Below are 21,879 nucleotides of genomic sequence, written 5' to 3'. Positions count from 1 at the left end.
AATTAATGCAATATGCCTTAAATCGATGAATTTTTAATGAGATGAAGTTATTTTAACTAAATTTAAACACAGTGTATCTAATTGACCAATTAAGAAATTTAAGATTTCATATAAGCTCAACAGCCTTATATTTTCTTACATTCTTTAAATGTTAAATAAAGAGTATTGCCAAACATGGAAGAAAAAATAAAAGCAACCTTCGATTTACAGCAGAAATACAAATTTGAATTGCGTAAAACCAATGCAAAAACACGTATTTCGAAACTTAAAAAACTTAAGGAAGCCTTAGAAAGCGCAGAAGAAGAAATTTACACAGCTCTAGAAATTGATTTACGCAAAAGCCGTTTTGAAACTGCAGTAACCGAATTGTTTTTTACCTATGCTGAAATAGACCATGCGATAAAGAATCTTAATAAATGGATGACACCAGTTTCGGTAGGTAGAACGGTAAGTAACCTTTTTGCCGGCAATAAAATTTATTACGAGCCAAAGGGCGTTTGCTTAATTATTGCACCATGGAATTACCCTTTTCAATTAATTATGAGTCCGCTAATTTCTGCAATAGCTGCAGGAAACTGTGTAATTCTAAAACCATCTGAACTCAGTTCTGCAACAGCAAATGTTATTAATACCATCATTAGCCAAACTTTTGATAACAATGAAATTGCTTGCTTTGAAGGTGATGCGTCAGTATCAACAGCATTACTAGAACTACCATTCGACCATATTTTTTTTACCGGCAGCACAGCCATTGGCAAAGTAGTAATGCAGGCAGCAGCTAAAAACCTTACTTCTGTAACATTGGAATTGGGCGGTAAATCGCCAGCTATTGTTGATAATTCTGCAGATTTAAAAAAAGCAGCAGAAAAAATTGCCTGGGGTAAACTGGTTAATGCAGGGCAAACTTGTATCGCACCAGATTATGTTTTAATTGATGAAAAGCACGAGACAGAATTTGTGTCGTACTTTAAAACATCAGCAGAAAAAATGTTTTATAACGATGGTAAAATTGATAAACAAGTTTTCGGCAAAATCATCAATGAGAAACAGTTTCAGCGGTTAGATGGCTTAATTAAAACTGCGGTTGAAGATGGTGCTAAGCTGAGTTGGGGAGGTAAAACCAATCTTGAAGATTTAACCATTGAACCTACCATTTTAATTTCGGTAACCGCTGAAAATACCATTATGCAGGAAGAAATTTTTGGTCCGATTTTGCCAATAATAACCTATGCAAACTTACAGGATGCTGTCGATTTTGTAAATGCAAAAGATAAGCCTTTGGCGCTTTACATTTTTTCCAATAATTCAGGTAATCAGGATAAAATCATTAAAGAAACCAGCTCAGGTGGCACTTGTGTAAATGATGTTTTGGTTCATATCAGCAATCCGAATCTTCCTTTTGGAGGTGTAAACAGTAGCGGAATGGGAAGTTGCCACGGTATCTTCGGATTTAAAAACTTCTCACACGAAAGAGCTATAGTCTTTCAATCAAAGTTAGGCATGACGAACATGATATATCCACCTTACAAAGAAAAAATGGATTTGTTGAAGTGGTTGAAGAAAATACTGTAAGGCTAGGATTAAAGGATTGTAGGATTTTAAGATGAAAAGAGATTAATTCAATATTAGAAGATTTTTAAGATGATTCTATTCGCATAACACGTTAGTCTGAGTTTATTGATGACTATTTAGTTAAAGCTTAAACAAACTCCTTTGCAATTACAATATAAACCCTATTTTGCTTTTATGGATTTAGAACAACTTAAATACCCAATTGGGCATTTTATCATGCCGGCAATATTTGATGAGCAACAAGCCAAAATCTGGATTTCTGAAATCGAGAATTTGCCAAATCAAATCAAAACGGCAACTGAAAACCTAACTAAAGAAGAACTGAATCAAACTTACCGCCCAAATAGCTGGACTTTAAGACAGGTGGTTCATCATATTCCCGATAGCCACATGAATGCTTATATTCGTTTTAAGCTCTCAATTACAGAGGATATTCCAATCATCAGACCGTATTACGAAGAGCGCTGGGCAGAAACAGAAGAAGCAAAAAATGGCGATATTCAGATGTCAATTTCTCTTTTAAAAAGTCTACATCAGCGTTGGGTTGTTTTTCTAAACACCTTGAAAATGGAAGATTATCAAAGAAAATATATTCATCCTGCACAAAACAAGCAACTTACCTTAGCAAATATGTTGGGCATGTACGCATGGCATGGTAAACACCATTTGGCGCATATTGTAAATACTGTTTCGAAAACCTAGTCTTATATTCTTCCTTATGAAGTAAAATTCAAATAAGGAATCTACATCAAAACCAACATTGCAGCACTCATGGCAATCATAATTGCATCTTCTACAATGGTAACCGTACTCATGGGCAAGTTAAAAACGGCTCCCAAACATGCGCATTGAATCTTTTTCGTGTTCAAAACACTTTCTAAAACGCCTAAAATGCTAATGGTCATAACAATTAATGTTACCCAATTTACCACAACAGGCGCAAGGTTTAAAGCAAAACTTAATCCCAACCCAAGTTCTATAAAGGCATAAATATATCCCCAAGCACTAAATTTTTTCGCAACGATATCGTACATCGCATAGCTTTCAGCAAAGCCTTTCAAATTTAGCATCTTGAAGAAAGAAAAAGTTAGGAAAAAACCAGCCATAAAAATGCGCATGAAAATCATGAAATCAACTGCATTATTACGCCACGAAACAACCAGTGATATTGCCGTAACGTAACCAAAAATAAGCAGGATTGGCTTATAAGTTTCTAGCCATGATTTTGTGTCTTCCGTTATTTCGGTTTGCATGGTTGCTGAAATTTGATATTTACTTTCCTTGCCACCCAAAGCTTGTTGTAATTCAGCTAAGCCAATGTGTTTATCCATGCTAATTGTTGCCGAATTTGTATCCTTCGAAACTTCAACCGCCGTAACATCTGGCAGTATCAAAAGGTTACTTTTAACTTTATTTTCGCAACCGCCGCAAGTCATTCCGGTAAGTTGATAGGTATGTGTCATGTTAAAATGTTTGTACAAATTTACTTTTTAGCTGCCCGTAAAGCGTTACTGAATAATCATAAAATGTTATAGAATTTTAGATTTTTTAAGAGCAATTTATTTATTGGAAATGAATGTGCTGTGTATCATCGGAAATAGCAGCCCCGCTTTCCTTACTGCCGAAGAAAAATCGGCATTCATTCAATCGGGTTTATGAACAAAGCGAGTTCGTCCCTGGGTTAATTGGTTTATCCCACCAAAACCGAAGTCATTGTGAGTGAACCGCCCACAGCTTTATCGTTAAAGAAAGAAACCTCATCTTTGTCGTTTTTTGAACCTAAAGTATATATCAAAGGCAAATAATGCTCGGGAGTAGGAATGGCCAGCATCGCATCAGCACCTAAATTTCGGTAATCAATTAAGGGTTTATGATCGCCATTCACAATAATATTTTTAAATTTATCATTCATCTCATTTGCCCAATCATAACCACCTCCGTTAATCATATCCCAACTCAACATACGAAGATTATGTACCATATTGCCACTGCCAATAACTAGAATGCCCTTTTTTCTTAGGGCATAAATTTCTTTAGCAATTTCGTAATGTTGCTCAGGCGATTTGGTGTAATCAATGCTTAATTGTAAAACTGGTATATTAGCCTCAGGGTACATATGCCTAACTACTGTCCAGGTTCCATGGTCTAAACCCCAATCGTGGTCTAGCCCAACTTGGGACGATTTAATCAAGGTTGGGATTTCAGCTGCTAACTCAGCATCGCCTGGTGCAGGATATTGAACATCAAAAAGCTGCTGAGGAAAACCACCAAAATCGTGAATGGTATAAGGAAAATTCATTGCCGTAACAAAAGTACCGTGGGTGTACCAATGTGCAGAAACTACCAAAACGGCTTTAGGAACAGGAATGTTCTTAGCTAAATTTGCCCAACCCTCACTAAATTCATTGTTTTCAATTCCGTTCATCGGCGAACCATGCCCAATAAAAAGGGTTGGCATTAAATCCGTTTGAGGCAAACGCTGAGTGAAATTTCTGAATTGTGATAAAGTTGACATCTATTTAAGATTAAGCTTAAAGATACGGCGCAACTTTTAGTGGCAACTTAACTTAGGATAAGAAAGTAGACTTTGTATATAGAATATTTATTATCCGTTGACTAAATTCAACGTCAATGAAATGGATAGTGTACATATTAACTAGGCTTCCTCAACTTCAATAATTCATATCCCCTTGTTATTCCTTGCCGACAGTTTCAACTGATGAATTATAATTGAAATTATTTGATTTTTTCTCTCTCTATTGCGTAAACATCCTGTTGGTCCTGGCCGTCAGTTTCAACTGACGGATATTGATAATCAACTAATTTTGCCTCTATTTTATTTCGGCAATTTGCTATATCAATTTTTACACTTCATCCAACGTTTTTCTTTTACCATTAGTTTCAATTTTATAAGCCGATGGTGTTAAACCAGTAACCTTTTTAAACTGTGCTGAAAGATGTGCAACACTACTGTAGTTAAGTTGGTAGGCAATTTGGCTAAGTGTTAACTCATCATAAGTAAGCATTTCTTTAGCTTTTTCTATTTTCTGGGCGATGAAATACTTCTCAATTGTTTGATTTTCCACTTCTGAAAAAACCGAACTTATCTGTGGGTATTCAATTTTGAGTTGCTGGCTTAAATAAGCCGAAAGATTAATTTTTATGGGCTCTTTTGCATAATGAACCAGGTTGATAATCGAAGTTTTTACTTGCTCTGCAATCTGGTTTTTCCTGTCTTCCAATAATTCGAAACCAAAATGAGTTAGTTTTTCCGCTATTTCCAACTTATCATCAATAGAAATATTATCGACTAAAAAAACCTCCCCCAATTCGACCGAAATAGGGTTAAAACCAAGCTTTTCTAGCTCGGCTTTAACCACCATTTTACAGCGGTTGCATACCATGTTTTTGATATGCAGCTTCATTATTTAGCTTTTATTGTTTCAGCAACATCACCACAATCAAACATCATACTTCCATAATACGGGTTTTCGATGTTTTCTTTTTCATTTAACCAGCTTGCCTTCGCCATTGGACAATGTTGAACATAAACTGTAGCCGAATTAAATTTGATGTTTTTTACGGTTTTAATCATCGCATAAGAAATTCCTTCAAATGATTTTCTTTGCACTTTGATATCTTTACCAGCAGCTAATTCTGCTGCTTTTGCTTTGATGATTTTAGCTTGTTCCATCCAAACGTTATGTTGTGCGGCAGGTAAATTTTTATGCGGCACAGCATCTACTTTTGCCGTTAAAACCTTTACCTTTTCAATGGCAACATCTTTTTTATCTGTTGCCAAGGCATTTTTAACATCGTAATATGCAGTTAAAACCTGATTAAATGCAACATCGGTTTTACTTTGTGCAAATGTAAGTTTGGTATTTGCGATAGCAATTATTGCCAGCATTATCATTATTTTTTTCATCTTTTTTGCTATTTTAAAACGTTAAAAAAATTAAATTCTGCCCTTATTAGGTACATATTTTTGGTATATCGGTTGGCGATATTTCCAGTAGCCTGAAAGCGATAGCCCAAGTCAATTCTTGTCGTGCTATTTAAAATAACCTGTAATGCAGGAGCCAAATCTAAATAAGATTGACCAGAGCTTGGGTCTGTTTTGCCTAATACTTCGAAATAAACGTTAAAGTTTGGCTGTTTATAGTCTTTATATGTGATAGGCAAAACTAAATAACCCGATGATAAACTATACGATAGCATATTGTTCGGTCGCGGCATGCCTACAATCTGTTTATCGTAATCTTTGAAAGCATGTGCGTAACCTAAAGTTGCCGATAGCGCCAGTTTGTGCAAAAGTTGGGTAAAAATTAATCCACCCTGAACACCACTATTATCTCCCTCTAAGTTTATATCTCTTGTAAATGTTGGTCTTTTACTTGTGCTTATGCGCCCATAAGCAGCTGCCCTAAAATGAGAATGAGCCTCATCTAAAGATAAAAAACGATATTTTGCATATAAACTTCCACCCTCCAAACGATATTTTCCATCCATATCGGATAAGAAGGTTTGGGCATGCATCATCAGATTTTTATTGAAACCAACCATAACTTCCGGAATGGTTCTGCTCATGAAATCTGGGTTATTCATGCCTTCATTTGTAAGCCTAACGCCAATAGATTTTGTTGGCATATTGCTGGCCGGCTCTGTAAAAACGTACAATTCCTGACTCATAACAGAAGAGTAAGCGCCGATTACAATCAGCGCTGTTATTAAAACACTCTTCATTTTTTAAGAAAGCACTAAGTGATATACACGAGTTTTCTTTCCGTTTACTACGGCAGTTCCATTTGCATATGCATCAGAATTTACGGTTGTAGCTTGTTTTTTAAAAGCCGAACCAGAAATGAAATTCTTATCAACAACCGATGCTTTTACCATTCCATTTAAGGTTTTGTTTTTTGCATTTACAAAACGATAAACATTGCCATTAACAATCGCTTGGCCTTTTTCATCTACTTTAACTTGATTGAAATTGAAATCTGCAGTTAAGCCGCCCACAGAAAAACCAGCATCCTGAACTTTTTTGCGTACCATATCTAAATTGATATCAGCACCTTTTTTGAAGGTTAAAACGAAAATATTTTTATTTAAATCTGGTTTTACCGAATTGATGAAACTCAACGTTTCTAGTGATTTTTGAGTTGCATTTGAACACATTGAACAAGTTAAACCAATTACTTGTAAATCTGCTGTTGCTATTTGTTGAGCCGAAACCTTAACGGCAAAAAGAAGCATAATAATGCTAAATAATTTTATTGTTTTCATGATTTTTTGAATTAGAATTTAAGAAATGTCATATTAAACCAGTCGAAATGCTTTGCATAACGCAATGGACAATGATTAATCCTAATTCCTAAAAATGCAATTGAAAACATGTAAAGCGACCCTTGTGGAAGTTGGCGGTGCTTTGTTAGTGAATTTGCTAAAAAAAGCTGGGCTAACGTTGCTTAGAAAAGATAAAACTGGTGGATGTAAAAATAACTGAATAGAGAATAACTTCGGCATTTGGGTTTGTGCCTCTGTTTGGTGACTATCTTTAACTTTTACGGATACTTGTGTGTTTTTGCAACAGCCGTCATCTTTTATCTTTTCAGCAGGAATATCTGCACAAAATTTACAAGAAACTTCATTACTGAATAGCTTTACATTTTCAAGTTTACCACTGCAGAAATGCAAACTTAAAGCCAAACCCATAACACTAACCGCATAGAGTACGGCCAAAGAAAGTGCTATTTTTTGTTTTAACTTCATTAATACAAAGGTAATAGAAAATAAATCACATAATACATGCTTTTATTTACTCAATTTCATTTTTTAGATTAATTTAGGCTCAAACACTATCAACATGAAGAAATTATTACTGTTCATCTTTACGTTTTCTGTTCTTTCAAGCTTCGCAGCTAAACCCAGAAACCAATATATCCGTATTAAAACTGCATTCGGAGATTGCATTGTAAAGTTGTACAATGAAACACCATTGCATCGTGATAATTTTTTGAAATTAACTAAAGAGGGTTATTATAATGGTACGTTATTTCATCGTGTGATAAAAGATTTTATGATTCAAGGGGGAGACCCAGATTCTAGAAATGCTAAGCCAGATTCTTTGCTTGGAGAGGGTGGACCTAAATATACCATTCCGGCAGAATTTAGAGATAGTCTTTTTCATAAAAAGGGTGTTTTAGCTGCGGCCCGGGAAGGTGATGGTGTTAATCCAAGCAAAGCCTCAAGTGGAAGTCAGTTTTATTTGGTACAGGGAAAGGTTTTTACAGATGAACAATTGAATATCGTGGAGGAAAAGCGGTTAAAATATAAGATTCCAGAATGGCAACGTCAAGTTTATAAAACCATTGGTGGAACGCCTCATTTAGATAGAAATTATACCGTTTACGGTGAAATTGTTGTTGGTTTAGATATGGTTGATAAAATTGCGGCTTTAGTTACAGATAAAAATAATCGTCCAAAGCAGGATGTAAAAATGGATATCACAATTTTGAAAAGGAGAGCAGCAAAGAAGTTAGAAAAGCAGCTGGCGCAGGGATAATACTCTCTTCATGCTGAATTCATAACAGCATCTTTTCTGCCGATAAGACCCTTAAATGGATTAGTGGTGACGACGGGTTTGTCCAAAGGCGAAGCAATCTCAATTACTCAATTAATTTCTAATTATACTTTTTGCAATATCATTGAAAATTTGGAATGAAAATTATTTCTTACAACGTTAACGGAATACGTGCTGCCAGCACAAAAAACTTCTTTGGCTGGTTGCAAGCCACTAATGCCGATATGATTTGCTTGCAGGAAATAAAAGCAATGCCATCACAAATACCAGAAATCATTGCCTTGGTAGAACAACTAGGCTAACATCATTATTGGTTTCCGGCAGAAAAGAAAGGCTATAGTGGCGTTGCAATTTTAACCAAATTAAAACCCAATAATATAGAATATGGTTGTGGTGAAGAATGGATTGACCGAGAAGGAAGGATTTTACGGGCTGATTTCGATGAGTTTTCGCTAATGAGTTTGTATATGCCATCAGGCTCAAGTGGCGATGAGCGCCAAGTAAAAAAGTATGAGTTTATGAAATTCTTTGATGTTTACATCGGAGCATTAAAAGAAAGAATTCCAAACCTGATTGTGAGTGGCGATTATAATATTTGCCATACATCAATAGATATTCACAACCCAAAATCAAATGCCAATTCATCTGGTTTCTTGCCTGAAGAACGTGAATGGATGCAGCTGTTTTTAGAAAATGGTTTTATAGATTCGTTCCGTCATTTTAACAAAGACCCACACCACTATACTTGGTGGAGTTATCGGGCTGGTTCTAGAGGTAAGAATTTAGGCTGGCGTATCGATTATCACCTGGTTACCCGAGCGATGGAAAATCGGTTAAAAAATGTGAGGATTTTGCCCGATGCAATTCATTCAGACCATTGCCCGGTTTTATTGGAGTTGCATTAAAGATGTTCAGCCTCGTATTTTTCGCCCGCTTTTAGCATCAGTTCAATTTGTTTTAAATCATCGGCCGTTAGTTCTTCTTTTTCTTGCAACTCAAACACTGCAACCATATTATCTTCGTATTGCTTTTCTGTTTTGATAACGATTTCGGATGCCATGATGATTAAAATTTAATAATTTCTGTGGGTGTAATGCAAGAGTTTAAACGAATGTCGTGCTCATTTACGTCATCGATTTTTTCTATTACTGGCGATAAAGATAAGCCTATTTTTTGAGCATTTAAATTTTCCAGAAAGCGGTCGTAAAAGCCCTTGCCATAACCAACACGATATCCTTGTTTATCAAAAGCCAACAATGGCACAAAAACCACATCAATTTTACCTTGGTATTGATTTTCTACTTGTGGTTCAAAAATGTTGTAGCTGTTTTTTTTCAGATCGTTAAAGCCCGTATATTCGTGATGAGTCATTAATGAAGTTTTAAAATCTGCCTTGGGTATTACGATTTTAATTTCTGGGTGATTTCTCGCCAACCAATCAATCAACAAAAAGGTATTCGGCTCCTTTTTCTCTACAATCGGTAAAAAAATATGCAATCCTTTTACAATACTAAAATCGAGCGATTTAAATTGAAATAAAAGCCCATCATTTCTACGCTCATATTCTTCATTAGTCAAAGATAATCGCTCTTTTAAAGCTTGCTTTCTAATTTCTGCCTTTAACATCGCTCAAATTTAAAACATCTTATCTTATTTTTTGCTCAAATTGTTTCGAGGCAATTCTTTAAAACAAAAAAGCCCTTGAATATAATTCAAAGGCTTTCTATTCAATAGTAAATATTATTTTACACGCTCCACATATTCACCTGTACGTGTATCAACTTTAATTTTATCGCCTTGGTTTACAAACATCGGCACTTTAACTTCAACGCCATTTTCAAGCGTTGCTGCTTTCAACGCATTTGTAGAAGTATCACCTTTAACTGCTGGTTCCGAATATGTAATTTCGAACTCCGCGAAGTTTGGCAGCTGGCCCATAATAGCCTCATCGCTTTCCATAGAAACGATAACATTCATGCCTTCTTTTAAGAATTTAATTGCCGAACCAAATAACGTTTTTTCAACATTATATTGCTCATAAGTGTTGTTATCCATCACCACCAAATAATCACCATCTTCGTACAAATATTGATAATCGCTGGTTTCAACTCGGCAAATTTCCACGGCCTCATCGGTATTCATACGAGCCTCAACAATTCTACCCGATTTAATGTTACGAAACTTTCCTGTGTAAAAAGCGCCGCCCTTACCTGGCGTACGGTGGTTCCATTCGTCAACAGTAACCAACTCATTATTTACACGAAGAATGTTACCTGTTTTAATTTCTGATGCTTTTGCCATATAATGTTATCCTTAATGGATTAATTTCGATTTTTTGTGATGGCAAAGGTAAAATTATTTTAATAAAAACCTAGCAAGTTAAAGGCATAAGCTTAGGGGGGTTAAGGCTCATTTCACACCATATTTTTTTTAAGAGTGTTTTCATTTTTAATATGAAAAGCAATACCTGTGTAAATCGGTTAAGGTTAGTCCCGCTTTTACTACAATCTTTTTTAATTAATACCCTTTCGGGGTTTTAAAAAAGTATTTTCGTGCAATCGGGTTTAATTAACCTATGGCATTGCAAACAACAAAAACCTGCTCCTGCGTTTAGCAAAAAAAACCTTGTATAAAAGAAATGCCTTTGGGAACCACTCCAAAGGCATAATCAACCTAAACCTCAAACTAAACTATGAAAAACTCTTTGCCATTTACTGGCTATATCATTTGTCCGCGAGTGCGGGAATTTTTATGTTTTCCTAAAGAGAAAAAATATGAAATTTGTTTCTCGTTTTGGTGGTGCAAAGGTAAGAATAATTTATTACTCACAAAATATTTTTAATATAATATTTTTTTAATACAAATTAATGACAAAAATACGTCTTGGAGTGGATAACTAAATCGGATTAATCTACTTATAATCAGCTATTTGAATGTGGTTATTACAAAATTCGTATTCGGCAATCTGGTTTGAACCTATAATGGTAAGTCTGTTTTTAGTGAAATTTTGTATCAATTCAAGATACCAATTCATCCCTTGAACGTCTAAATTACTCGTTGGCTCATCTAAAAATAATATTGGTGAATCAGAACAGCAAGCCAAAGCTAGTTTGGCTCTTTGCTTCATTCCCGACGAAAAATACTTGATTTCTTTATTTGCCGATTTTTCTAAACCGAGAATAGTAACAAGTTCTTTTGCATCAACGCCTGTTGTAAAATTTTTGAACTTAAAATGAAAATCTATAAGTTCTCTTAGGGTAAAAGTTTCAACGAGCTCTAAATATGGGGCAGCTAAACTTATGTGTTTATAAATATCTTCAACCGGAATATCCTTTGTATCTGTAAAGGAAATATCCCCTTCTGATGGCATTAAACTTCCTGTTATAACGCTTAACAATGTAGATTTCCCTGAACCATTCGGACCTAATATCGCATAGCTGTTTCCAGAAGTAAATTCAGTGCTTAGGTTTCTAAAAATCCACTCCTTATTAAATCTTCTGCCAACGTTGTTTAAGCTTATCTTCATTTTTTTTATCAAAAATTGAGTATCAAATATCAATTAAGGTTTTACTCATGCAAACGCTATTTTCTACACCAACATATTGCCCGTAATTATCTATAATCTGATAACCCGCTTTTTGATACAATGCAATAGCCTCAGGTTGCTTTTTACCGGTTTCTAAAACACATTCGCTGTAGTTTAATTCGGCTGCCCAAGTTTCTAATTCAGATAAAACTTTTGCCGCTATGCCTTGCTTTCTGTAATCGGGATGAACAAACATTCTTTTCACTTCAGCTGCAGAAACTGAGAAAGGCTTTATGGCTCCACAAGCAACGGGAATTTCATTTTGATAAGCAACAACAACTTCTTTTATTGCATCAACTTTATTAAATTGAGCATAAAAAGCATGTTCATCACCATCTCTAATCGCTAAATCTTTATCCAGTAATGCAACCAATTGTCTAAAATCGGTATTATCTGAATCGGTTCTGACTAACGCTAGATTATTCATATTCTTATTTTTTACCGTTTTAGTCACCTAAGAAAGCTAAACTAATGCTATAGACATTAAATAAATTTTAGAATATTTATAGATGTGGTTTAGGTAAGAGATTGCTTCGGTCCTCGCTATGAAGATACTGTAACCCTTAGCACTCTAAGCCGGCATACCTTTTAACCTTAATCCTGTACCTCAATCTTGTAAACCTAGCTTCCCATGCCGAAACCCTTCATCACACCGCGGTTAGAGTTACGGATAAAATCTACAATCTCATCCCGAATTTCTGTTGGTTTAAATTCGGCTTCAATCATATCCAAAGCTTTGGTAACGTTGTTATGTTTTACAAAAAGCACACGATAAATTTCTTGTATCTCATCAATTTGCTCATTGGTAAAACCTCTTCTACGTAAACCAACAGAATTAATTCCTGCATAAGAAAGTGGCTCGCGAGCAGCTTTAACATAAGGAGGAACATCTTTACGTACTAGTGAACCACCAGTTACGAATGCATAAGAACCTACTTTAACAAATTGGTGGATGGCAACTAAACCAGCCAGTACTACATTGTTTCCTATGGTAATATGACCAGCTAGCGTTGTGCTGTTAGAGAAAATGCAATTATCGCCAACTTCGCAATCGTGTGCAATGTGCGAATATGCCTGAATTAAACAGTTGCTGCCAATAGTGGTTTTCCATTTATCTTTTGTTCCACGGTTAATGGTAACACACTCGCGAATGGTGGTATTATCACCGATTTCTGCAGTAGTAACTTCACCAGCAAATTTTAAATCTTGTGGTTCACCAGAAATAACGGCTCCAGGAAAAATACGACAGTTTTTGCCAATCCGAGCGCCATCCATAATGGTAACATTCGAACCAATCCATGTTCCTTCGCCAATTACAACATCTTTATGTATTACAACAAAAGGTTCTATAACTACGTTTTCGGCAATTTTTGCCTGGGGATGTATATATGCTAATGGTTGTATCATTATTAGACTGGTTCTGTTTGTTTAACTTTTGAAATCTGAGCCATCATTTCGGCTTCTACTACAATTTTTTCGCCAACCATTCCAACACCTTTCATTTGTGCAATGCCTCTCCTAATTGGCTCAAGCAAATCGCAACGGAAAATAATGGTATCACCTGGAGAAACCTGCGCCCTAAAACGTACATTATCTATTTTTAAAAAATAAGTTAGATAATTGCTAGGGTCGGGTACAGTGCTTAAAACTAAAATACCTCCAACTTGTGCCATTGCCTCTATCTGAATTACTCCTGGAAAAACCGGCGCACCTGGAAAATGACCTTTAAAAAACTCCTCATTTATGGTTACATTCTTTAAACCAACAACATGGTTTTTAGATAGTTCTAATATTTTATCAACAAAAAGAAAAGGTTGGCGGTGTGGCAAAATTTCCATTATCTGAGTTACATCATACAATGGCTTGGCAGAAGGGTCGTAAACTTTTTGAATCTTTTTATTTTTCTCTTTTCTTATAGCGGCTTTTATTTTTTTGGCAAATGCAACATTGGCGGCATGGCCTGGACGAGCAGCCATGATGTGGCCTTTCAAGTGCATACCAACCAGCGCTAAATCGCCAATCATATCTAATAATTTATGGCGGGCTGGCTCGTTTTGATAACGCAGTTCCATATTATTCAAGATTCCTTGTGGAGCTACATCAATGTCCTTTCTATTAAAAAGCTTTGCCAGATGGTTTAATTCATCTTTAGTAACTTCTTTATCAACAATAACGATAGCGTTATTTAAATCGCCACCTTTAATTAAGTTATGCTGCAATTGATATTCTAACTCGTGTAGAAAACAAAAAGTACGACACGAAGCAATTTCCTTTTTAAATTCGGCAATGGTGTTAATCCCAGCGTGTTGGCTGCCTAAAACAGGAGAGTTATAATCAATCATACAAGTAAAACGGTAGTCATCCAAAGGCATGGCTACAATTTCTACTTTTCTATCTGCTTCGGTATAGGTAATATTATGAGGGATGGTAAAGTATTCTCTATCAGCATTTTGCTCAATTGTGCCAGCTTCCTCCAACAAATCAATAAATTGAATGGAACTTCCATCCATTATTGGTGTTTCAGGTCCATCAAGTTTAATTAGAACGTTATCTAAATCCATGCCTATTAATGAGGCCATTACATGTTCGATTGTGCTAACACTTGCTCCGTTTTGAGTTATTGTGGTTCCTCGGGAGGTGTCAGTTACATTATCGGCATCGGCATCAATAACGGGCTGACCATTCAAATCAACACGTTGAAATTTGAAACCATGATTTTCTGCCGCAGGGCAAAAAGTAATGGTAACGTTAGCGCCAGTATGTAAACCAACTCCCGATGCTGATATTTCTTTAGTAATTGTTCTTTGTCTAACGTTCATTATTAATTGTATTCTTTTCCAATTCTGCTGTAAGTTTTTTTAATTCTTCTTCGAGCACATTAATTCTTTTTTCAACATCAGGTAGATGTTTAAAAATTACAGAAGCACGCATCCAGTTGCGTAATGGTTGCGCCGGACTGCCATGCCATTGTTTATTTTCTTCGGTAATGTTAAAGTTTAAGCCAGCCTGGGCACCAATTTGTGTGCCTTTTGCAAGTGTTAAATGCCCTGCAATGCCTACCTGACCACCGATAACACTATTTGGACCCACTTTGGTACTTCCTGAAATGCCCGATTGCGCCGCTAAAACAGTGTGTTCGCCAATTTCTACGTTATGGGCAATTTGAATTAAATTATCGATTTTGGCGCCTTTTTTAATAATTGTAGAACCCATTGTTGCCCTATCAACAGCTGTGTTTGCGCCAATTTCTACATCATCTTCGATAATCACGTTACCTATTTGAGGTATTTTATTGTAGGTGCCATCTTTTTGAGGAGCGAAACCAAAACCATCACTACCGATAACCGTATTTGAATGAATAATTACCCGGTCACCAATAATAGAGTTATGGTAAACTTTAACGCCCGGAAAAAACAAACACGATTCTCCTATTTTAGAGTTTTCTCCAATAAATACTTGAGCATTAATTTTCGTACCATCGGCTACTTCTACATTTTCGGCTATATAAGAAAACGGACCAATAAATACACCTTTACCAATTTTTGCTGATGGATGTACAAAAGCCAATTTGTCAACACCAGATTTTTCTGCCTGGGCATTTACGGCTTCATTATACTTATCTAATAATACTGTAAAAGAGCTGTAAGGGTTTTCGACACGAATTAACGTGCTTGTATATTCTTGTGTGGGTTTAAAATCTTTAGAAACAATTACTACCGATGCCTGTGTAGAATATAAAAAGTTTTCATACTTGGGGTTAGAAAGGAAAGACAAAGAGCCTTCTTTACCATCTTCTATTTTAGAGAGTTCTGTTACAGCTACATTTGGGTTACCATCAATGGAACCGTTTAAAAACTCGCTTATCTGCTTGGCAGTAAATTGCATTGTACAAAGGTAAATGTTAAATTGATATGAACAAAAAAACCTGTTCGGGTTAACTCGTGTATTTAATACACAATAATAAGACTTAAAACGGCACTGAAAGTTAAATATTTTGTTAAATAAGCTTAAATCCCACGAGGATAGCAAAGAATATATTTTTCTACCGTTTTTTGCAATGATTCTAGGTTGGATAAATCTGATGCTTTTGCGATATCAACAATATCGTTATTTTTCATCAATATCTTGATATTTCCAACACCTGCATTATAAGCTCTGTTTTGTATAGAATCGGTAAAAACAAAATATTTAGCTTCCTCTTTGGTTATGCCTAGTAAATCCGCAGCAGCATTTTGTAAAAATTCAATACGTTCTTCATCTGGTTTTTCATTGCTCATTTCAACTTTATATAAATTTCGTGAGGTAAGCATTTTACATAGTTCAGACAAAATTTTATCGGGGTGCTTAGTCCAAACTTTTACTGAAGTATAAATGTCTTGGTCATCAAGATTTGTAAAATGCTCTAAATTATCGTGCTGATTAAAGAAGTTTTCTTCGTTGATATCGTTTTTAAGAAAATAGTTTAATGATGGTGCAGCAAATAAATCATCTCCATTGGCTGATAATTCTTTAGCTCGTGCTAACAATTTAACCAAAATCATTTCGCCAGAGATTACGGTTTTATGCAAATATACTTGCCAATACATTAAACGCCTGGCAATAAGAAATTTCTCGATTGAATAAATGCCCTTTTCTTCGATAACCAAATCATCATCAAAAACATTAAACATTTTTATAATTCTATCGAAACTTATTACACCCTCGCTTACACCTGTAAAAAAACTATCTCGATTCAGGTAATCCATTCTATCTAAATCTAGCTGACCTGAAATTAACTGATGTAAAAAGCGTTTGTGATAAGTGCCATTAAATATTTCAATCGCATGCGTTAATTTCCCATTAAAATGGCGGTTTAAATCCTGCATCAGCTTTGCTGAGATGTCTTCATGCTTTATTCCGGTAACTAATGAATGCTCGAGGGCGTGAGAGAAAGGTCCGTGGCCAATGTCGTGCAGTAAAATGGCCAATATTGCCGATTCTTCCTCACCATCGCTAACTGTATGTCCTTTACTTCTTAATAAACCAATTGCCAAGCTCATTAAATGCATAGCACCTAAAGCATGATGAAATCGGGTGTGCAATGCTCCTGGATAAACAAGATGCGTCATTCCAAGTTGCTTTATGTAGCGCAATCGCTGAAAGTACGAATGCGAAATAACATCGTAAACTAATTCGGTTGGAATGCTGATAAATCCGTAAACCGGATCATTTATGATTTTCTTCTTATTCAAGCGTTAAAAATAGTTAAATACACATATACGGTACAAAAATTGCTATTTTTATTTATACTTTGATTGCCTGCCAAAATATATGGCTTAATACACAACAATTTTTACAAAAACATGCAAGAAACTAAAATTTTGTGGGCCGATGATGAAATCGATCTACTAAAACCTCATATATTATTACTCAACGATAAAGGTTACAACGTTACTACATTTACAAATGGTAACGATGCGCTCGAAGCCTTTGGTAAAGCCCATTTCGACCTTGTTTTTTTGGATGAAAACATGCCTGGTATGAGTGGAATTGAAACCCTCTCGGCGATAAAAAACCTAAACCCAGACGTACCGGTAGTTTTAATTACCAAAAGTGAAGAAGAAAATTTGATGGAGGATGCAATTGGAAGTAAAATTGATGACTATCTGATTAAACCGGTAAATCCGAAACAAGTTCTTTTAACCATAAAAAAGCTGATTGATAAAAAACTTTTGGTAAGTGAAAAAACTTCAATGGCATACCAACAAGATTTTAGAAGGTTGGGAATGACATTGGGCGACCGCCTTAGTTACGAGGAATGGGTAGATACTTACAAAAAAATAATTTTTTGGGAACTTGAACTTGAGAAGTTGGATGACCCGCAAATGCATGAGATCTTAACCATGCAAAAACAAGAAGCCAATACACAGTTCTCTAAATTTATTGAAGAACACTACTTAAACTGGATTAAGGATAAGGATAACGCACCGCTTCTATCAAACGAATTATTGAAGAAAAAAGCCTTTCCGCACATTAACGATACAACTCCGGTGTTTTTTATTCTGATTGATAACCTGCGTTACGATCAATGGAAAATTATTAACCCATTAATTTCTGAGTATTTTAGAATTGATGAGGAAGATATGTACACCAGTATTTTACCAACTGCAACTCAATACGCAAGGAACGCGATATTTTCTGGTTTAATGCCTTTGGAAATGGAGAAGCGCTTTCCTAGTTTGTGGCAAAACGATGATGACGAAGGTGGAAAAAACATGCACGAAGAAGCCTTCTTAGCAGATAACATTAAACGTAGTTTGCGTAAAGATTGCAAGTTTAGCTACAACAAAATCTTAACTTTTGAGCAAGGAAAGGAACTGGTAGAGCAAACCAATAATCTTCTAAAAAACGACTTTAACGCAATTGTATTCAACTTTGTTGATATGTTAAGCCACGCCCGTACCGATATGCAAATGATTCGGGAATTGGCAAACGATGATGCTGCTTATCGTTCATTAACATTATCGTGGTTCGAACATTCTCCGCTTTGGGATTTATTGAAAAAAATATCGCAAAAGCAGGTTAAAGTTATCATTACCACAGATCATGGAACCATTCGTGTTAAAAAACCAGTAAAAGTTATTGGAGATAGAAGCACAAATACCAACTTGCGTTATAAACAAGGTAGAAATCTGAATTTTAATGCAAAAGAGGTTTTTGCAATTAAAAATCCGCATGATGCTTTACTGCCAAAAATTAATATCAGCAGCAGTTATATTTTTGCAAAAGAAGATAGCTACTTCGTATATCCTAATAACTACAATCAGTTTGTTAATTATTACAACGAAACTTTTCAGCACGGCGGAATATCGTTAGAAGAAATGATTATTCCTGTGGTAACTTATTCTCCTAGATAATCTCCTAACCAGGAGAAAAAACAAAAACGATGTAGTTATTTCCCTCGGTCTGTGTCTTCACAGACCGAAACTCAAAAATACAACGCTTTCTGTGCTGTAGTCGAAAGCTTCACTTATTTATATGCTTAAATTCAAAAAGCAAAAGCAATACAATTATGTATTACTTTTGCTTTTTATTTTTGTAGCAATGAGAGTTCAGATTAATGGTTTAGAAGATTTACCGGAAGTTGCCAACAAGCTTTTAGCGTTTGCAGGCGAACATAAAATTTTTCTTTTTGAAGGAGAAATGGGTGCTGGCAAAACAACATTCATAAAAAATTTCTGTAAAACTTTAGGCGTTAATGATGCAGTTTCTAGCCCAACATATTCTATCGTCAACGAGTATGTAGGCAACGCTGGAGCGGTATATCATTTTGATTTCTATCGCATAAAAAACATTCAAGAGGCCTATGATTTAGGTTATGAAGAATATTTTTACGGTGGCGGAATATGCCTTATCGAATGGCCGGAAAGAATAGAAGAATTATTGCCAGAACATTATGTAAAGGTAGTAATATCAATTTTAGATGAGCACCAAAGAATTTTCGAGTTTAGTAAAATCTAAATTCTGATGTGATTTGTTATCAGTATTTTAACAGATTTTCCGTACCTTCATCAACCTAAATCAAAACATTTACCGATATAAAAACATGGCTACAGGATTACGCGAAGGAATGGCCGATATAGCTCGTCAGGGTTTATTGCAAACCCAAGAAGCAACGCTTGAAACCCGAAATAAAAAGAATAACCTTTATATAGGAATCCCCAAAGAAATATCTTTTCAAGAAAATAGAATTGCTTTAACGCCTTTATCGGTTGCTTTGCTGGTTAATAATGGGCATCAGGTGGTTTTAGAAAGCGGTGCGGGTATAGCAGCAAATTTTTCAGATTCGGAATATGCAGAGCAAGGTGCTAAAATTGCCTACGATAAAAAGGAAGTTTTCGATTGTGATATTTTAGTGAAAATTGCACCGCCCATGTTGGAGGAAATTGCAATGATGCATGCAGGGCAAACCTTAATATCATCTTTACAAACAGGCACGCTTAAACAAGAATACCTTAAAGCTTTAATGCAGAAAAAGATTAATGCATTATGTTTTGAAAATCTTCGTGATGAAGGTAATGTATTAAGTGTAGTTAGAGCAATGAGTGAGATTGTTGGCTCTACTTCAATTTTAATTGCTGCAGAATACCTAAGCAATGTTACCGGCGGTAAAGGCTTAATGCTCGGGGGCTTTACAGGTGTGCCACCAACAGAAATTGTAATTCTAGGTGCAGGAACCGTTGGCGAATATGCAGCCAGAACGGCTTTAGCACTAGGAGCGGAAGTAAAAGTTTTTGATAGTTCTATTTATCGTTTACGCAGACTTCAAAATAACCTTGGCAACAGCAGGGTTTTTACATCTGTAATGCAGCCAATCGTTTTAAATAAAGCAATTGTAACTTGTGATGTAGTCATCGGCGCTATTCGTGCAAGTCATGGTCGTAGTCCTTGTATTGTTATGGAAGAAACCGTTGCGCGGATGAAACCACACTCTGTGGTAATTGATGTAAGCATAGATCAGGGTGGGTGTTTTGAAACTTCTGAAGTTACCAACCATACTAACCCGGTTTTTAGAAAATACGATGTAATTCATTATTGCGTTCCAAACATTGCATCTAGAGTTCCTAGAACAGCTTCTTACGCTTTAACCAATATATTTGCACCAATTTTGTTAGATATTGGCGAATTTGGTGGTTTAATGAATATGGTTTGGAATAATCCTGGTATTCGCGAGGCACTTTATATTTACCAAGGTAATGTTACCAACAAAGATTTAGCAGATATGTTTAATTTGCCTTTTAAAGATTTGGAATTACTGGTTGTATCAAATCAGTAAAATAATCTTGATAATTGTGATGCTCAAAATCATGACAGATGAAATTTAACATTTTTGTACTTTTCGTATTTGTTTCCTTTCCTGTTTTTGCGCAAACAAAGCCTGAAAAAACAAAGAAACTTGTTGTAATAAATTCTTACAATCAATATTTACAATCGGTTAAAATTAATCCAAATAACGAACTTGTTGAGATAAAGAAAGCGATTCCGAATATTAAGCTAGATATACGTTACGCTACTAAAAACAATTTTATGAGGCAGGTTATGTATGGGCAGGCTAGAGCTTTCGCCAGGAAACCAGTTGTAGAATCGTTAAAAAAGGTGCAGCAAGAATTGAATAAAAAAGGTTTGGGTTTAAAGATTTTTGATGGATACAGACCGTATGCAATTACAGTTGCGTTTTATAAAAAAGCAAGCGATAAAAATTTTGTCGCAAATCCGAAGCAAGGTTCGAAACACAATAGAGGTTGCGCCGTTGATTTAACTATCATTAACCTAAAAACTGGTAAGGAAATTCCTATGCCTACACCTTACGATAGTTTTTCTGCGGCTGCGGCAGCCAATTACCCAAATGTATCAGCAGAAGTTAAAAAGAACCGCGAATTCTTTATTTCATTAATGAGAAAACATAAACTGAACGTTCTTGAAAATGAATGGTGGCATTATGATTTTCAAGGTTGGCAGAATTATACTTTAATGGATATTCCTTTTGAAAAGATATAAATACGTTCAGCTTTTTTAATAAGCTAGGTTTCAACCTAAATTACAAATGATGCGGAACACCGTATTGGTCCATTTTTACTCTGGCCTTATCGCCTTTTACGGTTAAGTGAAAGATAAAATCGTAATCATCATCAGTAAGTTCTTCTCTTGGGCGTTTTCCTCCAAAGGCTTCGATAATTTCTAGAACAGTATTTGAGTGACCAGCAATTACAATTTTTTTACCAACGTAATTTGTTTTGATACTATCGACTAGTGATTTAATATCAGTATAATTCAACACTTTAGGTATAATCAAAGAATCTAAAGTTGTTCGGGTTCTTTTATATGGTGTGGTAAATCCGAAATCGATTTTTTCTTTTTTTAAATACTCCGCCAAATCTCTTGCTCTTATTTTTCCTTCATCAGATAATTCTGGATCTTTTTCCTGTGGATTTGACTTATCTTTTTCGGCATGGCGAACTACCCAAATCTCTGTAGTTTGCGCTAAAATAGAAGAGGTAAATAAAAAGGTTATGGATAGAAATAAAAATAATTTTTTCATGAAGTAAATATTGAAAAATTAAGTGGTTAAATAAAACTCGTGTTTAATTTGCCTGTTTAC

General features: G+C 35.4%; 24 protein-coding genes and 1 pseudogene. 8 read left to right on the top strand and 17 right to left on the bottom strand.

Annotated elements, in window-relative coordinates; all coding sequences use genetic code 11:
* Nucleotides 1-174: 174 nt before the first annotated feature.
* Nucleotides 175-1,572, top strand: a complete 1,398-nt coding sequence (locus tag ACFOWA_RS11205) for an aldehyde dehydrogenase family protein (RefSeq protein WP_378985121.1) — start codon at nt 175-177, stop codon at nt 1,570-1,572.
* Between the two features lie 174 nt (nt 1,573-1,746).
* A complete protein-coding gene (locus ACFOWA_RS11200; RefSeq protein WP_378985119.1) occupies nt 1,747-2,274 on the top strand; it encodes a YfiT family bacillithiol transferase in 528 nt (175 codons plus the stop codon).
* 41 nt (nt 2,275-2,315) lie between these two features.
* Here the strand turns inward: ACFOWA_RS11200 and ACFOWA_RS11195 are convergent, their stop codons facing one another.
* The 7 genes from ACFOWA_RS11195 to ACFOWA_RS11165 form a co-directional block, all read right to left on the bottom strand.
* The gene (locus ACFOWA_RS11195; RefSeq protein ID WP_378985117.1) at nt 2,316-3,035 is read right to left on the bottom strand and encodes a heavy-metal-associated domain-containing protein; all 720 of its coding nucleotides are present in this window, start codon (nt 3,033-3,035) and stop codon (nt 2,316-2,318) included.
* A gap of 227 nt (nt 3,036-3,262) precedes the next feature.
* A complete protein-coding gene (gene ygiD / locus ACFOWA_RS11190; protein ID WP_378985115.1) occupies nt 3,263-4,087 on the bottom strand; it encodes a 4,5-DOPA-extradiol-dioxygenase in 825 nt (274 codons plus the stop codon).
* A gap of 349 nt (nt 4,088-4,436) precedes the next feature.
* Nucleotides 4,437-4,997 carry a helix-turn-helix domain-containing protein gene (locus ACFOWA_RS11185; RefSeq protein WP_378985113.1) on the bottom strand — a complete coding sequence of 187 codons (561 nt, stop codon included), beginning with the start codon at nt 4,995-4,997 and terminating at the stop codon, nt 4,437-4,439.
* Complete coding sequence (locus tag ACFOWA_RS11180) at nt 4,997-5,500, bottom strand: DUF3347 domain-containing protein (protein WP_378985111.1); 504 nt, start codon at nt 5,498-5,500, stop codon at nt 4,997-4,999. The genes ACFOWA_RS11185 and ACFOWA_RS11180 overlap by 1 nt, the downstream gene beginning before the upstream one ends.
* Before the next feature lie 8 nt (nt 5,501-5,508).
* Entirely contained in the window at nt 5,509-6,318 is an 810-nt protein-coding gene (locus tag ACFOWA_RS11175) for a hypothetical protein (protein ID WP_378985110.1), read from the bottom strand.
* Between the two features lie 3 nt (nt 6,319-6,321).
* Nucleotides 6,322-6,858: a heavy-metal-associated domain-containing protein gene (locus ACFOWA_RS11170; RefSeq protein WP_378985108.1), complete on the bottom strand. Its 537-nt coding sequence runs from the start codon at nt 6,856-6,858 to the stop codon at nt 6,322-6,324.
* A gap of 81 nt (nt 6,859-6,939) precedes the next feature.
* A complete protein-coding gene (locus ACFOWA_RS11165) occupies nt 6,940-7,344 on the bottom strand; it encodes an HYC_CC_PP family protein (RefSeq protein WP_378985106.1) in 405 nt (134 codons plus the stop codon).
* 94 nt (nt 7,345-7,438) lie between these two features.
* On the opposite strand from ACFOWA_RS11165, the gene ACFOWA_RS11160 reads away from it, so the two are divergent.
* Both ACFOWA_RS11160 and ACFOWA_RS11155 read left to right on the top strand, forming a co-directional pair.
* Nucleotides 7,439-8,137, top strand: coding sequence for a peptidylprolyl isomerase (locus ACFOWA_RS11160; protein WP_378985104.1), 699 nt, complete (start codon nt 7,439-7,441; stop codon nt 8,135-8,137).
* Between the two features lie 155 nt (nt 8,138-8,292).
* A pseudogene (locus ACFOWA_RS11155) lies at nt 8,293-9,060 on the top strand (exodeoxyribonuclease III).
* Here the strand turns inward: ACFOWA_RS11155 and ACFOWA_RS11150 are convergent.
* From ACFOWA_RS11150 to ACFOWA_RS11110, 9 genes are all read right to left on the bottom strand, one after another.
* On the bottom strand, nt 9,057-9,215 hold the full coding sequence (locus tag ACFOWA_RS11150) for a hypothetical protein (protein WP_167459529.1): 159 nt from the start codon (nt 9,213-9,215) through the stop codon (nt 9,057-9,059). The pseudogene ACFOWA_RS11155 and the gene ACFOWA_RS11150 sit on opposite strands and share 4 nt — an antisense overlap.
* Before the next feature lie 5 nt (nt 9,216-9,220).
* Nucleotides 9,221-9,781, bottom strand: coding sequence for a 5-formyltetrahydrofolate cyclo-ligase (locus ACFOWA_RS11145; RefSeq protein ID WP_378985102.1), 561 nt, complete (start codon nt 9,779-9,781; stop codon nt 9,221-9,223).
* Between the two features lie 114 nt (nt 9,782-9,895).
* Nucleotides 9,896-10,456, bottom strand: a complete 561-nt coding sequence (gene efp / locus ACFOWA_RS11140) for an elongation factor P (protein WP_123207031.1) — start codon at nt 10,454-10,456, stop codon at nt 9,896-9,898.
* A gap of 610 nt (nt 10,457-11,066) precedes the next feature.
* Complete coding sequence (locus ACFOWA_RS11135) at nt 11,067-11,681, bottom strand: ABC transporter ATP-binding protein (protein ID WP_378985100.1); 615 nt, start codon at nt 11,679-11,681, stop codon at nt 11,067-11,069.
* Nucleotides 11,682-11,703: 22 nt separating this feature from the next.
* A complete protein-coding gene (locus ACFOWA_RS11130; protein ID WP_378985098.1) occupies nt 11,704-12,168 on the bottom strand; it encodes a GNAT family N-acetyltransferase in 465 nt (154 codons plus the stop codon).
* Nucleotides 12,169-12,362: 194 nt separating this feature from the next.
* Nucleotides 12,363-13,148: an acyl-ACP--UDP-N-acetylglucosamine O-acyltransferase gene (lpxA, locus tag ACFOWA_RS11125; RefSeq protein ID WP_123207015.1), complete on the bottom strand. Its 786-nt coding sequence runs from the start codon at nt 13,146-13,148 to the stop codon at nt 12,363-12,365.
* A gap of 2 nt (nt 13,149-13,150) precedes the next feature.
* Nucleotides 13,151-14,560 (bottom strand): bifunctional UDP-3-O-[3-hydroxymyristoyl] N-acetylglucosamine deacetylase/3-hydroxyacyl-ACP dehydratase, encoded by a 1,410-nt coding sequence (locus ACFOWA_RS11120; RefSeq protein WP_378985096.1) that lies wholly within the window; start codon nt 14,558-14,560, stop codon nt 13,151-13,153.
* On the bottom strand, nt 14,550-15,626 hold the full coding sequence (gene lpxD / locus ACFOWA_RS11115) for a UDP-3-O-(3-hydroxymyristoyl)glucosamine N-acyltransferase (protein ID WP_378985094.1): 1,077 nt from the start codon (nt 15,624-15,626) through the stop codon (nt 14,550-14,552). The genes ACFOWA_RS11120 and lpxD overlap by 11 nt, the downstream gene beginning before the upstream one ends.
* A 122-nt stretch (nt 15,627-15,748) precedes the next feature.
* Nucleotides 15,749-16,972 (bottom strand): HD domain-containing protein, encoded by a 1,224-nt coding sequence (locus tag ACFOWA_RS11110; protein WP_378985092.1) that lies wholly within the window; start codon nt 16,970-16,972, stop codon nt 15,749-15,751.
* A 111-nt stretch (nt 16,973-17,083) separates the two neighbouring features.
* Between ACFOWA_RS11110 and porX the strand changes: the two genes are divergently transcribed.
* The 4 genes from porX (at nt 17,084) to ACFOWA_RS11090 (ending at nt 21,278) form a co-directional block, all read left to right on the top strand.
* Nucleotides 17,084-18,637 (top strand): T9SS response regulator signal transducer PorX, encoded by a 1,554-nt coding sequence (gene porX / locus ACFOWA_RS11105; RefSeq protein WP_378985090.1) that lies wholly within the window; start codon nt 17,084-17,086, stop codon nt 18,635-18,637.
* A 121-nt stretch (nt 18,638-18,758) separates the two neighbouring features.
* Nucleotides 18,759-19,241 carry a tRNA (adenosine(37)-N6)-threonylcarbamoyltransferase complex ATPase subunit type 1 TsaE gene (gene tsaE / locus ACFOWA_RS11100; protein ID WP_378985088.1) on the top strand — a complete coding sequence of 161 codons (483 nt, stop codon included), beginning with the start codon at nt 18,759-18,761 and terminating at the stop codon, nt 19,239-19,241.
* 85 nt (nt 19,242-19,326) lie between these two features.
* Nucleotides 19,327-20,556, top strand: coding sequence for an alanine dehydrogenase (locus tag ACFOWA_RS11095; protein WP_378985086.1), 1,230 nt, complete (start codon nt 19,327-19,329; stop codon nt 20,554-20,556).
* Between the two features lie 38 nt (nt 20,557-20,594).
* The gene (locus tag ACFOWA_RS11090) at nt 20,595-21,278 is read left to right on the top strand and encodes a M15 family metallopeptidase (protein ID WP_378985084.1); all 684 of its coding nucleotides are present in this window, start codon (nt 20,595-20,597) and stop codon (nt 21,276-21,278) included.
* 40 nt (nt 21,279-21,318) lie between these two features.
* On the opposite strand, the gene ACFOWA_RS11085 is transcribed toward ACFOWA_RS11090, so the two are convergent.
* Complete coding sequence (locus ACFOWA_RS11085; RefSeq protein WP_378985082.1) at nt 21,319-21,819, bottom strand: SixA phosphatase family protein; 501 nt, start codon at nt 21,817-21,819, stop codon at nt 21,319-21,321.
* Nucleotides 21,820-21,879: the final 60 nt, after the last annotated feature.

Source organism: Pedobacter lithocola (genome assembly GCF_042650845.1).
Lineage (GTDB): Bacteria > Bacteroidota > Bacteroidia > Sphingobacteriales > Sphingobacteriaceae > Pedobacter > Pedobacter lithocola.
Note: the sequence above shows the minus strand (reverse complement) of the source record. Positions and strands in the feature narration are given on the sequence as shown.

Excerpts from the sequence above, each read along its gene's own strand:
- ACFOWA_RS11205 (WP_378985121.1), top strand. The coding sequence starts at position 175 with ATGGAAGAAAAAATAAAAGCAACCTTCGATTTACAGCAGAAATACAAA.
- ACFOWA_RS11200 (WP_378985119.1), top strand. The coding sequence starts at position 1,747 with ATGGATTTAGAACAACTTAAATACCCAATTGGGCATTTTATCATGCCG.
- ACFOWA_RS11195 (WP_378985117.1), bottom strand. The coding sequence starts at position 3,035 with ATGACACATACCTATCAACTTACCGGAATGACTTGCGGCGGTTGCGAA.
- ygiD (WP_378985115.1), bottom strand. The coding sequence starts at position 4,087 with ATGTCAACTTTATCACAATTCAGAAATTTCACTCAGCGTTTGCCTCAA.
- ACFOWA_RS11185 (WP_378985113.1), bottom strand. The coding sequence starts at position 4,997 with ATGAAGCTGCATATCAAAAACATGGTATGCAACCGCTGTAAAATGGTG.
- ACFOWA_RS11180 (WP_378985111.1), bottom strand. The coding sequence starts at position 5,500 with ATGAAAAAAATAATGATAATGCTGGCAATAATTGCTATCGCAAATACC.
- ACFOWA_RS11175 (WP_378985110.1), bottom strand. The coding sequence starts at position 6,318 with ATGAAGAGTGTTTTAATAACAGCGCTGATTGTAATCGGCGCTTACTCT.
- ACFOWA_RS11170 (WP_378985108.1), bottom strand. The coding sequence starts at position 6,858 with ATGAAAACAATAAAATTATTTAGCATTATTATGCTTCTTTTTGCCGTT.
- ACFOWA_RS11165 (WP_378985106.1), bottom strand. The coding sequence starts at position 7,344 with ATGAAGTTAAAACAAAAAATAGCACTTTCTTTGGCCGTACTCTATGCG.
- ACFOWA_RS11160 (WP_378985104.1), top strand. The coding sequence starts at position 7,439 with ATGAAGAAATTATTACTGTTCATCTTTACGTTTTCTGTTCTTTCAAGC.
- ACFOWA_RS11150 (WP_167459529.1), bottom strand. The coding sequence starts at position 9,215 with ATGGCATCCGAAATCGTTATCAAAACAGAAAAGCAATACGAAGATAAT.
- ACFOWA_RS11145 (WP_378985102.1), bottom strand. The coding sequence starts at position 9,781 with ATGTTAAAGGCAGAAATTAGAAAGCAAGCTTTAAAAGAGCGATTATCT.
- efp (WP_123207031.1), bottom strand. The coding sequence starts at position 10,456 with ATGGCAAAAGCATCAGAAATTAAAACAGGTAACATTCTTCGTGTAAAT.
- ACFOWA_RS11135 (WP_378985100.1), bottom strand. The coding sequence starts at position 11,681 with ATGAAGATAAGCTTAAACAACGTTGGCAGAAGATTTAATAAGGAGTGG.
- ACFOWA_RS11130 (WP_378985098.1), bottom strand. The coding sequence starts at position 12,168 with ATGAATAATCTAGCGTTAGTCAGAACCGATTCAGATAATACCGATTTT.
- lpxA (WP_123207015.1), bottom strand. The coding sequence starts at position 13,148 with ATGATACAACCATTAGCATATATACATCCCCAGGCAAAAATTGCCGAA.
- ACFOWA_RS11120 (WP_378985096.1), bottom strand. The coding sequence starts at position 14,560 with ATGAACGTTAGACAAAGAACAATTACTAAAGAAATATCAGCATCGGGA.
- lpxD (WP_378985094.1), bottom strand. The coding sequence starts at position 15,626 with ATGCAATTTACTGCCAAGCAGATAAGCGAGTTTTTAAACGGTTCCATT.
- porX (WP_378985090.1), top strand. The coding sequence starts at position 17,084 with ATGCAAGAAACTAAAATTTTGTGGGCCGATGATGAAATCGATCTACTA.
- tsaE (WP_378985088.1), top strand. The coding sequence starts at position 18,759 with ATGCTTAAATTCAAAAAGCAAAAGCAATACAATTATGTATTACTTTTG.
- ACFOWA_RS11095 (WP_378985086.1), top strand. The coding sequence starts at position 19,327 with ATGGCTACAGGATTACGCGAAGGAATGGCCGATATAGCTCGTCAGGGT.
- ACFOWA_RS11090 (WP_378985084.1), top strand. The coding sequence starts at position 20,595 with ATGAAATTTAACATTTTTGTACTTTTCGTATTTGTTTCCTTTCCTGTT.
- ACFOWA_RS11085 (WP_378985082.1), bottom strand. The coding sequence starts at position 21,819 with ATGAAAAAATTATTTTTATTTCTATCCATAACCTTTTTATTTACCTCT.